This is a genomic window from Tunturiibacter gelidiferens (genome assembly GCF_014201335.1).
GTDB lineage: Bacteria > Acidobacteriota > Terriglobia > Terriglobales > Acidobacteriaceae > Edaphobacter > Edaphobacter lichenicola_E.
In genome coordinates, this window is the sequence record NZ_JACHEB010000017.1 from 1 (window position 1) to 13,170 (window position 13,170).

At 57.5% G+C, this 13,170-nt stretch carries 9 protein-coding genes and 1 pseudogene; 4 read left to right on the top strand and 6 right to left on the bottom strand.

Going from position 1 to position 13,170, the window contains the following annotated elements:
* Window positions 1-95: 95 nt before the first annotated feature.
* A complete protein-coding gene (locus HDF14_RS24900; protein ID WP_313899690.1) occupies window positions 96-2,228 on the bottom strand; it encodes a S9 family peptidase in 2,133 nt (710 codons plus the stop codon).
* Window positions 2,229-3,328: 1,100 nt separating this feature from the next.
* On the opposite strand from HDF14_RS24900, the gene HDF14_RS24905 reads away from it, so the two are divergent.
* Complete coding sequence (locus HDF14_RS24905) at window positions 3,329-5,785, top strand: ABC transporter permease (protein WP_183981470.1); 2,457 nt, start codon at window positions 3,329-3,331, stop codon at window positions 5,783-5,785.
* A 26-nt stretch (window positions 5,786-5,811) separates the two neighbouring features.
* Here HDF14_RS24905 and HDF14_RS24910 read toward each other — a convergent pair whose 3' ends face one another.
* Window positions 5,812-6,228 (bottom strand): hypothetical protein, encoded by a 417-nt coding sequence (locus tag HDF14_RS24910; RefSeq protein ID WP_183981471.1) that lies wholly within the window; start codon window positions 6,226-6,228, stop codon window positions 5,812-5,814.
* Between the two features lie 905 nt (window positions 6,229-7,133).
* On the opposite strand from HDF14_RS24910, the pseudogene HDF14_RS27000 reads away from it, so the two are divergent.
* Window positions 7,134-7,691: pseudogene (locus tag HDF14_RS27000) on the top strand (SDR family NAD(P)-dependent oxidoreductase); the annotation flags it as partial.
* On the opposite strand, the gene HDF14_RS27780 reads toward HDF14_RS27000, so the two are convergent.
* The 4 genes from HDF14_RS27780 to HDF14_RS24935 all read right to left on the bottom strand — a co-directional run bounded on the left by HDF14_RS27780 (window position 7,647) and on the right by HDF14_RS24935 (window position 12,045).
* On the bottom strand, window positions 7,647-7,973 hold the full coding sequence (locus tag HDF14_RS27780; protein WP_183981539.1) for an acyltransferase family protein: 327 nt from the start codon (window positions 7,971-7,973) through the stop codon (window positions 7,647-7,649). The pseudogene HDF14_RS27000 and the gene HDF14_RS27780 sit on opposite strands and share 45 nt — an antisense overlap.
* 1,053 nt (window positions 7,974-9,026) lie before the next feature.
* Window positions 9,027-10,148: a glycosyltransferase family 4 protein gene (locus HDF14_RS24925; RefSeq protein ID WP_183981472.1), complete on the bottom strand. Its 1,122-nt coding sequence runs from the start codon at window positions 10,146-10,148 to the stop codon at window positions 9,027-9,029.
* 268 nt (window positions 10,149-10,416) lie between these two features.
* A complete protein-coding gene (locus HDF14_RS24930) occupies window positions 10,417-11,580 on the bottom strand; it encodes an acyltransferase family protein (protein ID WP_183981473.1) in 1,164 nt (387 codons plus the stop codon).
* Window positions 11,581-11,718: 138 nt separating this feature from the next.
* A complete protein-coding gene (locus HDF14_RS24935; protein WP_183981474.1) occupies window positions 11,719-12,045 on the bottom strand; it encodes a hypothetical protein in 327 nt (108 codons plus the stop codon).
* A gap of 269 nt (window positions 12,046-12,314) precedes the next feature.
* Between HDF14_RS24935 and HDF14_RS24940 the strand changes: the two genes are divergently transcribed.
* Together HDF14_RS24940 and HDF14_RS27785 are read left to right on the top strand one after the other, a co-directional pair.
* Complete coding sequence (locus HDF14_RS24940; RefSeq protein ID WP_183981475.1) at window positions 12,315-12,509, top strand: DDE-type integrase/transposase/recombinase; 195 nt, start codon at window positions 12,315-12,317, stop codon at window positions 12,507-12,509.
* 104 nt (window positions 12,510-12,613) lie between these two features.
* Window positions 12,614-12,883, top strand: a complete 270-nt coding sequence (locus tag HDF14_RS27785; protein WP_406707272.1) for a hypothetical protein — start codon at window positions 12,614-12,616, stop codon at window positions 12,881-12,883.
* The last annotated feature ends 287 nt before the right edge of the window (window positions 12,884-13,170 follow it).

The window sequence follows — 13,170 nt, forward strand, 5'->3', positions numbered from 1 at the left end:
TCCTTCGCGATGGAGCGGCGCGAACGATGGGGCAGGAGAAGGGGGCAACGGAGTGGCCTCCGTTGCCCCTCTTGGGGTGTGAAGATGCCGCGCGGTTATTGGGCGGGCATGTAGGTGTTGAGCCACTGCAGGACGCGTTCGCTGCGATCTCGGATATGGTCGGGGTTCTCGAAGAGGTGGCCTTCGTTGGGGTAGACGACGAGTTGGGTTTTCACGCCCAAGGCGCGGAGGGCGTGCCAGAACTCGAAGCTCTGGGGCGCGGGGACCTCGCCGTCACGATCACCGACGAGGACCAGGGTAGGGGTTTTGACGTTGTGGATGAAGTTGATGGCGGAGCTCTTGGCGTAGACCGCGGGATCGTCATATACGGTCTTGCCGAAGAAGGGGAGCATCCACTGGTCGATGGAGTTTTCGCCGTAGTAGCTCTGCCAGTTGGGGTTGCCGGCACCGGCAATGGCGGCCTTGAAGCGGTTGGTCTGGGTGACGGCGAACATGGTCATGAAGCCGCCGTAGCTCCAGCCGGTGATGGCTTCGCGGTTGCTGTCGATGGCGGGCACCTGTTTCTCTACGGCGTCGAGGCCGCTGAGGATGTCGCGAAGGTCGCCGTAGCCGAAGTCCTTGCGGTTAGCGGCGGTGAATTTTTCGCCTTGACCGAAGCTGCCACGGGGGTTGGGCTCGAACTCGAAGAAGCCAAGCTCAGCCAAGAGGCTGCGGCCCCAGCCGGTGGGAACAGCGGCAGAGGGACCGCCATGGACTTGGACCAGGACAGGGTACTTCCTGGTAGGGTCGTAGTTTGAGGGATAGGTGAGCCATCCCTGGACGTGGAAGCCCTCGTTGGTCCACTCGACGGACTCGATGTGGGCGTGGGGGGCGTTGGGGTTGTTGAGGTCGGTGATCTGGCGCAGGGCGGCGCCGGGGCCAGCCCAAAGCTCGGCGGGGGTCTCGTGGCCGCTCTTGACGAAGGCCAGGACGCCGTTGCGCGAGACTGAGAGGGGTGCATCGCCTCCGAGGCCGAAGCCGCCAAGAATGACCTCACCGAAGTCGAGGACACGGCCGGGCACCATGGCTTGCTTGTTGGCGTCGTAGGTGGCGAGGAGGGTATGGCCGCGACGGTTTTCGACGAGGCCGAGAGTGTCCTTGGTGAGCCAGATTTCGAAGGAGGGAGAGCCGTCGATGTCGGGGGTGATGTCCTGGGCGGTGTTGTCGTCGTTCTTCGGAGTCACGACCCAGACGTCGCCGCCGTTGGAACCCTCGTCGGACATGAGGCCGCCGATGAAGGCGATGCGCTTGCCGTCTGGGGAGAAGCGGGGAAGGGCCATCTGCAGTCCGTGCATGGCGGTGGTGGTGGTGTTGGGGTCGAAGGCGACCTGAGGGGCGGCGTTCGCGGTGATGGCGATGGTGAAGAGCTTGGCGATCCACCAGTTGTTATCGCCGGGGGGATTAGCGGCGGTGAAGGCGATGTGTTTGGAGTCGGGGGCGAAGTCGAACTCGTAGGCGTGCAGGGTGGTGGGGGTGAGCCATGCGCCCTGGCCGGTGATGGCGTCGACGGAGTAGACGCGCTGGACTTCGATGCCGTCCTCGCCGATGACACCGGACCAGGGGGTTATGGCGGCGAGCGGACTGGATTCGCGGGTGGCGTTCTCGACGAAGAGGAAGGCGAGGGACTTGCCGTCCGGAGCCCAGACTGGTGCCTGGAAGATGCCGGTGATGTGCGTGAGCTGGCGGGACTGGCCGGTGGCTACGGAGTAGAGGAAGATCTGAGACTGGGCGTCGCCTGATTTTGCGGTGTTTTCGGTGGTGCAGGTGCTGGTGTAAGCGATCGTCTTGGAGTCTGGAGACCAGACGGGGCTGGTATTGAAGCAGGGGCCCGCATTAATGGGAGAGACGATCTTGTCGGCCGCGGTATTGGGATGGGCGAGCGGGGTGAGGTGGAGGGCGAAACCTTTGCCATCTCCGATGGTCCAGGCTACGGTGGCTCCATCTGGGGAGAGGGCAACGCCACTGGGGGCCTGTGTATGGGTGGCGGAAAAGTAAATGGCCTGAGTGTTGGTGGCGTTGGCCCAGAAATCCACGAGGCGGGGATCGAGGGTGGGGAGGGGCTGGATAGGAGCGGGGTTGCCGCTCTGGGCGAGAGCGCCGACCGCGTAAGCGGCGGCGAGCAAAATGATGCCAGGTCGTACAAGAGAGCTATATTGTTGGTGCTGCAATTGCGTACGCGTTAAAGACACAGAGAATCCTCCAAGAGATAAACATTCCGAGGCTCTATTTATTCCTGATCTGGTGCAGATCAGATAGATGAGCTCTCAAGAAATCTCGTCTGAGTGTTGCGGAACAATGAGTCCATCGAATTAAATAGCCGACGTGGCGGTCTCTTTGCCACATGCAGCAGCTTGCGAAAGAAGCGAAGCGCTACCCAGAGAATCACAGAACAGCAACAGAAATTCTTGGTCGATTGCGCGCGGTTTGCGAGTACGCCGGGTCTATACGACGAGAATCACATGCTTACTTTGGTACGTTAGAACTGTGATACCTGACTGAGACGAATGATCGGTGCGGACTGAACCAAATCGCGCACGAATGCGAAAGGCCGATCTCACTATTGCGATCCAACTAGACCCACCCTAGACGAGGTTTCGCGAACCCCTTTGTGGCGCAAGAGGCGCGCGGTGCAGGGTGGGTTTTACGTAGCGCTCACTGAAGTACTGTATACATTGCAGTAATTGAACTGCATGGTTTCGCTCGGAGCGCTAAGGAACCGCTCTTCGATGCAATACGTTCGCTTCCGAATCTTTAGACGAGCATTCATAGTTTCTTCACGGATATCGAGTACTAATTAGTCTTCGATTGCTCACCCTGTCCGAGGGCGACAAATTGTCCCATATGGCGTAAATGTGATCGGTTTGATGCAGCTCATAGCCGCTGCCTTCAAAAAACCTCGTTTTAGGAAACTCCAAATGCGCAACCGCGCTCAATGCCGCCCCTCGTGTCAGTTAATGATAAATCGCCAACGCACTCATCCAGTGTGCTGGAACCTGGAAATGTGCATTGGCCTGAAGTCATCAATCGAAGACCACGGGAAGACAGATCGGCGGAGCCCAGCCGACTAATGAGATGGTCCGCCGCTTGATTCCTCTGCGTGAGCAGGGAGATCGTAGAAGCAGCTTCTGACAAGGAGGATCATCGTGATGCAGCTACATTCGACATCGCTGGTTCATAAGTCGGCTTGTGAGAAGTGACGGGTTCAAACTTTGTCGACGGCCAGATGCGCATCGGATGGATAGCCGCATTCGAAGTTACAATTTCGCTAGAGATTGCGACCGAGGTTTGAATGGGTTCCTTGCGGCAGAGTTTTCAGTATGGCTTGCGATCGTTTGTTCGCAGCCCGGTGTTTGCTTCGATCTTTGTGATCTCCCTTGCGGTGGGGATTGGCGCGGCGACTTCGGTGTTTTCGCTGCTGAACGCGCTGGTGTTGCGGCCGCTACCGCTGCCGCATCCGGAACAGCTGGTTTCGATGAACGGGATCTACCGAAACCACGCGCGTGTTCCGATCACCTCTCCAATGTTTGCCGAGCTGGAACGGGATCAGCGCGTGTTCTCGGGAATATGCGGCTGGAGCGGTGGGGGAAGCGAGAATCTTGAGATCGACGGAAAGATGTCGCTGGTTCCGGCGCGGTCGGTGACGGGTGGGTACTACGGCGTGCTGGAGGCGCAGCCGTTGCTGGGGCGGCTGATTGGGCCGGGCGATGTGCAGGGAAGCCAGGCGTCGCAGGTGGCTGTGATCAGCTACGAGATGTGGAAGAGGCAGTTTACGGGTGATCCCGCGGTTGTGGGCAGAACGATTCGGGCTGACGGAAAGCTGTTCACGATCATCGGTGTGACGCAGAGATGGTTTACGGGGATGAAGATTGGAGAAGAGGCCCCGGGGATCACGATACCGGCGGGTACATCGCAACAGTTCGGCGGCGGAAACCGCACTCTGCTGTGGCTCAATGTGACGGGGAGGCTGAAAGACGGGGAGACGGTTGAGGGTGCGCGGTCGCAGCTGCAGTCGTTGTGGCCACATCTGCTGGAGAGTACGGTTTCGGCGGAGATCAAAGGGCAGAGGCGGCAGTCGTTTCTTGCGATGGGTCTGCAGGTGGACCAGGCGACGAGAGGAGTGGACAGCAATCTGCGCACGAAGGTGACGAAGCCGCTGTTTCTGCTGCTTGGCATTGTTGCGCTGATTCTGCTGGTGGTGTGCGTGAATCTGGCGAGCCTTACACTCGCGCGGGCGAGCTATCGCAGACATGAGATCAGCACGCGAATAACGCTGGGTGCGAGTTCGTGGCAGGCGGTGCACCAGTTCGTGGCGGAGACGATGTTCCTTTCCGGCGTGGGTGCAATGCTGGCGCTGGTTCTGTCGGTTTTGGGCAGCAGGCTGCTGGTGGTGCTGCTGACGCGCAATGAGAGTGTGCCGGTGCTGTTGAACGTGAAGCCGGACTGGCGGGTGTTCTGCTTTGCCGTCGTTGTGGCTTTGTTTGCGGGGCTGTTCATTGGACTGATTCCGGCGTGGCAGCTCTCGCGGCAGGACCCGGCGAGTGCGATGCGACAGGGACAGAGGACGCTGGGGCGCGGGACTGGAGTTCTGGGGAAGGCGCTGATTGTGTCGCAGATTGCAATCTCGCTGGTGCTGGTGCAGATGGCCGGGCTGTTTCTGCGTTCGCTGGAGGGGCTGAGGACCTTCGATCCTGGATTTGCGCGGGCTGGAGTGACGGAGGTGCAGCTGGCTTCGGTGCCGCGGGTCGGCGATACGACGGATACGATCAACTATCGGAGACAGGTGCTGGAGGCGGTGGGAAACATGGAGGCGGTGCGGTCGGCGGCGTTTTCGAGCGTGTCGATACCGGCGGGAGATGGCGGGTGGAAGGAGACTGCTTCACCGGCGACGAGCACGAACGCAGCGGATGCGGCAGCGGCGACGCTGGTGGAGGTGTCGCCTGGGTTCTTCAAGACGCTGGCGATTCCTTTTGTCTCGGGGCGCGATTTTGCGTGGACTGATGATGCGCATCATCCGCGGGTGGTGATTATCGACAGCCTTCTGGCGAAGCAGCTGTTTCGATCGGAGAGCGCGATCGGTAAGCGGATTCGGTTTGGCGTACAACCTGATTTTCAAGATCTAGAGATTGTCGGTGTATCGCAGACGGCGAGGATTGCCGATGTGCGGGATGCGGATGCGCCGATGATCTTTGCTCCAACCCAGCAGGACAACGGATACGCGGCTACGCTTCTGGTCAGAGGGAGCGACAGTGCGGAGTTGACGCGAGACGTTGATGCGGTGCTGCAGTCGTTTGGGGAGGAGTATTCGTCGAGCAGCAGGACTCTGGAGGCGAGCAGCGAACGCACGCTGGTGTATGAGCAGATGACGGCGACGCTGTCTACGTTCTTCGCCTCGGTGGCGCTGGTGGTTGCGGGGTTTGGACTGTTTGGACTGATGTCGTATGCGGTGAACCTGCGGACACGGGAGATTGGGGTTCGGATGGCAATGGGTTCGCAGCGCGGCGGGATTCTGCGGCTTATTCTGCGGGAGAGCGTGGTGATTACGCTGATCGGCGTTGGCGTTGGACTGCCGTGCGCGCTTGTGGCGTCGCGGGTGGTGGCGCATATGTTGTTCGCTACGTCGTTTGCTGATCCGGTGGCGGTGATAAGTGCTGCGATGGCGTTGTTGCTGACTGGAATGGCTGCGGGGTTGCTGCCGGCGGTGCGGGCCATGAGGCTGAATCCGATGGCGGCGCTGCGGCACGATTAGAAGCTTGTGGCGAAGAGACTGTTCGTTCACGGATAGCCTGTTGTGTGGATATGGACAGCAGGCTGTCGGAGCGACGGTTCGACGACCTCGCGTCCGGCATCCTCTCCGCCGTGTGCGGGCTGGAGATTTCGCGGGTCGAACTGGACGTGCATGTTTCTGAAGGTGAGAAGGAGCACCGGCCCGCCGATGAGTTGCGCGCGGTACTGAGCGATCACCCGCTGACGCTTCACATCGCGCTCGATCTCTGCGGCTTTCAGGGCTGGGGCCGTCATACTGTGTGGCCGCTTGCGTTGCTGCCTGCTGAAGGTTTGGCGGTAAAGACACTGAACTGGCTCACCGTCAGGCAACAGCGTAGATATATGGATCTCGCCGCACATCGGCAACAAGCAACGCGTCGGCGTCCACTCATCCTCCGACGAGAAGACCGAACTCGGTGAGTACATTATCGCCGACTCACTCATCGACGATCAGACCTTATCCGCACTCTGAGATTTCTGATTGATTCCAGAAGTGTGAGGAATGCATTTATGACTGCCAGTTGTTGTACATCCATGTCTACCAACCGCACCCGAGAGACGTGCTCTTTTCATACAGAACAAAGCAAATACGCTCGAGAGCAATACACAGCCCAGGAAACAATCGCTATATGCGAGCAAGAATGCCTGACGGCGGACCGCGCCGCCAACCGCGCTGATCGCGCGCATGTGAACCGAAGACGCGCCCTTGAAACATAAAGTAAGTTGCCGACTGCTGCAGGCGTTCCTGCACGACACTTGTGTAAATGGTCACGGACTGTCCGATGCGGGCCGAATGGAACCGTTCTCTTACAGAAAGCAATGTCGAAGTCCAGCGATGCCTAATGAGCCTCCAATGTTTCCCATCATGTTAAAGAGTGCAGATGCTGGACCGCTTTCGCGTCCCTTCGCCATGCCGGCCGTGGAGACGGAAGAAAGTGGAACCATGATATGTGTGGCCCAGTGCGCGGAAGATAAGGGGACTATGGAATGTAGGCCCGCGAAGTTGGAATCGATGCAGAAGGTATAAAGATCGATGAATCGGTGATTCCAGGAGATTTTATGCGCAGAATGCCCGCTGGGGAAAACCTGGCGGTCAACGAGTGTAGCAATGGAGCCAACGACAGTTCATCGCAACGGTGCGGATCGCGGGAGACATCTCAGTTACTAACTAATCTTGAGCGCGGCGGTTATCGGCTCGCATACAACGATGTTCCCGCCGCGCATGAGCGGGCGACGAAATATCTAGGGAATAGATTAATCTACCGACCGGTCGATTTTTTGAATCGCCACCGGAAAGAGATCCATCCAATTCAATCAGGAGGGCAAACAACATGCCTAGCGAAAAGAAAGTAGCACTCATCTCCGGCGCGAACCGTGGAATTGGCTTCGAGACGGCTCGTCAACTTGGACAGAAGGGCATCACCGTTGTCGTTGGTGCACGAACACAGCAGGCAGCGAAGGAAGCCGCGGACAAGCTTGTTGCGGAGAACATTGAAGCTTATCCAGTAACTTTGGATGTGACCAAGGACGAGGACCGCAAAGCGGCGGCCAAGTTTGTTGCGGAAAAGTTCGGCACACTCGATATCCTTGTTAATAATGCAGGTATCGGTGGCGAAGGTGGACTTCTTAACGCCCACACCGTTTCGACGACGGACGAGGAACTCCAGAACGTCTTCAATACGAATCTCTTCTCTGTGGTCTCCATCACGCGAGAGTTCTTGCCGCTGCTCAAGAAGAGCCCCGCAGGCCGCATCGTAAATCTTTCAAGCATTCTGGGTTCGCTCACACTGCAGGCGATGCCCGGAAGTCCAATCGCTCCGATGAAGTCTTTCGCGTACAACGCGTCAAAGACCGCGCTGAACCAGTTTACGGTTCACCTCGCTGAAGAGCAGGCTGACCACGATCAGCATGGCCAGCAGAGCAGGAAAGATGCGCCGGATGCGGCGCTCGTAAAAGGCTGCCAGCGAGAAGCGATCGTCGCGAAACTCGGCGATCAGGGAAGCACCGATAAGATAACCCGAGATAACGAAGAAGACATCGACGCCGACATAGCCACCCTCGAAGTGGCGGAACTGGAGGTGGTTAAGGACCACCAGCAAAACGGCGATGGCGCGCAACCCATCAATATCGGCGCGGTAACGACCGAGACCTCGAGGAGGCGCCGGCTTCACAACCGCGTTCTGTGCTGAAGACAATGTTCCTCCTGGATTACACCTACGGGTCAGATCACATGCCTGCGGGGGAAGTCTTTCTAACTACCCCCACGAGGCGTTGCAGCACAATGGGATAGGCCGAGCCAATGCGCTTGAATTACCTAGGAGGATAGTTCGATTACCGACCGCTTCTTGTACCGGCTATTCGATCGAGGACAAACTAACGGCTTAGCTTGAAACTCGCGGGATGGAAGCTGACCCTCTACTCCTAGGCTCTCTGATGCTGAGCCATAAGGATTCCCAGGTCTAGTGTAAGTAATTGACGCGTTCAAAAACTCCGAGAAACCTACCGGCGGCTTGACCGTCCTGCGGTAATCTCTACCAAGATTCGCTGCGGCTAAACCGCATCCGCTCTCCTATCGATCTGTTCTTGATTTCAAGAACGAAAGTAGCATATCTGGAAGTTGTAGAGCGGGGAGTCTAAGCTCCATCGACGAATTCACTTCCGCAGGTTCACGGGTTTTGTTATAAGGATTTTCGTTAACGGTTCCCCTAGCCTCCATCCATCCGTTTGCGGTAGTTTGCCGAAGCTATTTCCCAAGCGTTGGCCTCTCGTTCTGCTTTCTTCGACTCCCGAATCACACACAAACCGGCGAGCATAGCTTAGAATGCCTTCACCTGGATATGCGCTCCGCAGAACCTCAACGAGGCCGCAGCCAAATTTTCTAGCGTGCCATCTCGCCAGAGCCGTTGGGAGTTTGGAAAATCAGCGTCTGCCCATACTCGATGCAGCAGGCAAAAGCCAGAATGCCCAGAACCAGTACCGCACATTGAGACTGCGTTCTTCTGGTGCTGAGCACAGACTAGAGCTGACGAGAAACGCAACCAGAATAGCCCTAGGGATGAAGCCACCCTTTGGTATGTATTAGGTATTTGTAGTGCAACGGCAAAAACGAAATCGTTAAAATGCCAAGGAGTGTGCCTACCACCGCAGCCTGTCTAATTTTCACTTTCATACTGTCATCGTTATGCACCAGGAATCTCCTTTATCCTTCTTGGACCGCCAGACTTTCATGAAGTGCATCTCTCTGCGGGCAGGCTGTGCGCAACCTCTTCGATAACGTTGTGGACTCCCTTTACCATTCCTGCAAGAGAAAATAGCTCCTCTGCTCTCCGCCGTCCTTCTTTGGCCAGTCCTTGCGCCATGGTTGAATCCTGGCTTATCCGAGCGATCGCCTCGCTCAGCTTTGCGACGGACCCTGGATCCGTGAGCAGCCCGGAGCAATCGTTCTCAATGATTTCGGCGGCCCCACCGGCGTTGGAGGCCACAACAGGTTTGCGCGCCAGCATTCCTTCGACGATCACCCGACCGAATGGCTCCGGCGCCGTGGAGGTGTGAGCAACGAGATCCACGCACCTCATTAACTCGGGGATGTCTTTACGAAAGCCGAGGAAGTGAACACGACCCGCCAAATCCGGCTGCCGAGCCCTCACGAGCAGTTGTTCCTTGTATGGATCTTCTCCGAAGAAAGCCTCTCCTACCACTGCAACATGAACTTCGGGTAGGGTGCTGACGGCTTCCAACAGAACATGCTGACCCTTCCATTCCGCCAGCCTGCCAAAGACGCCGACGAGAAAGTTTTCAGCATGGCAGATGGACGCGCGTGTGGACGCGACCGTCTGCGGGCTGATGCTGTCGAAGGGCGCAGGATCAAGCCCACAATAAATCAGCCGAACCTTGTCCGCACGACCACCTTGAGCGACAAAGGCAGCACCCGTAGCTTTGGAGTTGACGATGATTCGTGTAGCGAACCGGTTTCCCGCAAAGACGGCGATCTTGCGGATGAGCTTACTGAAGTGTTCCGGCACCAAGATGTCATGTAAATGCCAGATGAGCGGTTGACTGCCCCGCCGAGAAATGGCTGAGAGCAGGAAAGCCTTTTGCGAGTTTGCATAAACAATGTCTGCTTTTTTGGTTATCCGCAGGAGGCGTTTGCGCAGGTCCATCCCCGCAGGTAGCACCCGAAACACGGAGGCCAACCCGGCTTTTCGTCTGATGCTGTCGATCGAACCAAGCGGAAGCACCGTGACTGGAAGGCCCGTTTTCTCCAGCAAAACTCGAAAGGGGCCATCCTCCAGCAGCACCACCGAAGCTGAGCCCTGCGATGAGCGAAGAAAGTCGTACAGATTCAATTCTCCACCGGCCAGCAAGCCGGATTGGTCTATATATAGTACTTTTGATGCAATTTGCAACATGAATCGATGATACATACGACATGGATAAGTACGGAAGGCATACTACTTGGTGCGAAGTCTCCTCCCCAGCCCGGCAGTACTCTAAACGTCGCAATGAGGCGGCGTGCGATGGGATGCAATAGATTGCCTTGGCCCCGTGTGGTTGCTTGCTGCTCGTCTGGGAAGTTATATCCGTTGTGTGCTGTTCTCATAGTTGCTGGTGATATCACGACCGCAGGAGCCCACGTGTTGTCGTGGAGGATTCCAGACTGTCGGGCGGCAGCGACGCAGAGGGCCGAGGCTTCAGTGCGAGCATTGGCCGCTCAACGAAGTGCCAGCTCAGCGCACCCATGAACATGGAGATCACGCTCGAAAGCATAAACAAGAGCCACGGATTGGGGTGCAGGAACCAGATGCAGAGCTGCTGCACAGGCCAGCCGTAGACGTACATGCCATAAGAGATATCGGGCACCTTCGCATACCAGCCCGTGTTGGGCAGTTGGACCCTCTCCAGGGCAAACATCAGATACGCACCAGTGACGAGGAGCACCAGTTGAAATTGGGTGTGCGTGAGCAGGGACACCAGCAGGAGCAGCGCGGCGGCGACCACCATCGTAGGGCGGAATGGAATGTATTTCTTATAGAGGAAGAAGCTGCCGCCAAGCAGGAAGGCGAAGAACAAGCGGATATCTTCGCCGACGCTTCCGGTTATCCAGGTGTAGTGATGCCAGGCATGTGCATCGATCCCGCCACGCCAGGGAAAAGCGAGGCCCGAAGCCAGTGTGGCGATTAACCAGGCCGTACGTATGCGAAACAGACGGAGCACACCGAAGAGCGCGACGAGTAGGTAGCAGCGGAACTCGAATCCCAGGGTCCACAGGGAGCTGTTTACGGCGTGAAATGCCTGGCCGGGAAAGGCATCAGGCGTCCACGGTACAGAGAGGATGAAGAAGCTGATGGCGGCGTGCACGACAAGGGGCCGGTGAAACAATCCCTCGAACCATGCTACGCGAGGCAAGCTTGGCGCAACCAGGCCGCAGACGACGATGCTTCCGACGAAGGCGACGACATAGCCCGGCAGAATGCGCAGCAGGCGTTTTTTGAGGTAATCCCCAAGCCTAGGATCGAAGACCCAGCTTCGAGTGATCAGGTAGCCGCTGAGTACGAAGAAGAAGTCGACGCCGACCTCGCCGAAGCTTATGTCGGTACGCCCGTACCGGGTGAGGAGTTCGCGCGACCGATTACCGTCGACAAGTTCCGGCGCATGGGAAAGCAGCACCAACAGGGCAAGGCCGATGCGCACGAAATCGAGGATGCGATTGCGCGGGGCCGGAATCTTCTGGGACGGTCTAGCGTCTGCTAACGTCGGTTCCGGGGTCCGTACGCTCATCGATGTCGCCATGGTCACCTATCTTTGTGCTCTTCTTATCTCAGTGTGCTATTCCTATCGCGACGGGCGCGGGCGTCCCTTCGAGGAGCTGATCATCCAGCCGCGACCTGGCTTCTCGATGAGGTGGTACGTGATGGCCTAAGCAGCAATTACAAGAAGGACTGTCGTGACGATCGCCACCGCGGAGCAGAGTCCAGCAAGGAACGCAAATGCAGACGCGTAGGTCACCCATGCCGTACGCTTGATGAACTGGCCCGTCGGACTCGAGATTGCCCGGTAGGCCAGCATGCCAAGTGTGAACTCCCATAAGCAACGTACCAGTGAGAGTGGGCCGATGGTCCTGTCGAGGTAGCGGCCTCCAATGGACGCGGGAAGACGATGAATGTTGCGTCTAAGCCGCGACCACCCGTCAGGGGGGATGATCTCGGACACCGTATTGGAGCCACTACGTTTCGTTGGCTTCATCTATTCCTCGACGGGAGCATTGGCCCCTAGTCTAAACCACTCGCCCAACATTGCGGAACCGAGACGCAGAGGGCTCTGTTGCATCAACTTGGGTTGAGCCCTTCCCGAGTGGATGGAGGCATTAGGATGGGTCATGTTCAAGCGGCGTCGTTTTTTCTGTTGAGATCCTCCTAGTGTCTGTTCGTTGGGAGTGCAAGTACGGCATCAGCTACCGGGATCTGGCGGAGATAATTTAGGAGCGCGGTGTCGAGGTCCATCCAGTAACAATCATGCGGTGGGTGCCTCGCTACGCACCCGAACTAGAGAAGCGAGTCCGCTCGTATCAGGGTTATCGCGCGACCTCCTGGCGAGTGGAGGAGACATATGTCAAGGTGGGCGGCAAGTGGAAATATCTGTTTCGCGCCGTTGATAAGCATGGCCAGCTGATTAACTTCATGTTGGCGGATCGCCGCCATACACAATAGCGGCGCATCGTTTCCTAGGGAAAGCGCTGGAGACGATGCGATACTAGCCGCCATCGTCGATCACTACCGGCCAGCTCGGTTCTTATCCGAAGGCGATCAGCCAGCTGCAGCGAGAGAGCAAGCTGTCAGACTCGACAAAGCATCGCAGGAAAAAATACCTGAACAACATCTATCAAAACGGATCTCGGTGCCCTCAAGCGAGTTATTCGGCCAACCTGAGGGTTCCAGACGAGGAAGACAGCCTCCGCCACTATCAAAGGGTTCAAAGTGATGCGATGATCCGGCGAGGGCATTGTCTTGCCTGTAAGCCACGTATTCAGGAAGATATCCCTCTCGTCAACAAGCTCTTCGAAGTCTTCTCTGTCGCAGCCTGATCGATAAAGTAACAACCAAACTGCGGCCAGAGGATTTAACGCAACAGAGCCGTCAACCTCCATCTGGAGGCCAATGGGATCAAGATCGCGACCGGCACGGTGGATGCGACCATTATCCACACGCCTTCTTCGACCAAGAACGCCAAGGGCGAACGCACCCGGAGAAGCACTAGACGAAGAAGGGCAACCAGCGGTACTTTGGGCTGAAGGCGGTACCGGCGTCGATGCGAAGCAGGTCACGGTGCACTCACTGGCGACGACGGCGGCCAATGTGGCAGACTGCGCGT

Excerpts from the sequence above, each read along its gene's own strand:
- HDF14_RS24905 (WP_183981470.1), top strand. The coding sequence starts at position 3,329 with ATGGGTTCCTTGCGGCAGAGTTTTCAGTATGGCTTGCGATCGTTTGTT.
- HDF14_RS24935 (WP_183981474.1), bottom strand. The coding sequence starts at position 12,045 with ATGAAGCCAACGAAACGTAGTGGCTCCAATACGGTGTCCGAGATCATC.
- HDF14_RS24930 (WP_183981473.1), bottom strand. The coding sequence starts at position 11,580 with ATGAGCGTACGGACCCCGGAACCGACGTTAGCAGACGCTAGACCGTCC.
- HDF14_RS24910 (WP_183981471.1), bottom strand. The coding sequence starts at position 6,228 with ATGTACTCACCGAGTTCGGTCTTCTCGTCGGAGGATGAGTGGACGCCG.
- HDF14_RS24940 (WP_183981475.1), top strand. The coding sequence starts at position 12,315 with ATGCGGTGGGTGCCTCGCTACGCACCCGAACTAGAGAAGCGAGTCCGC.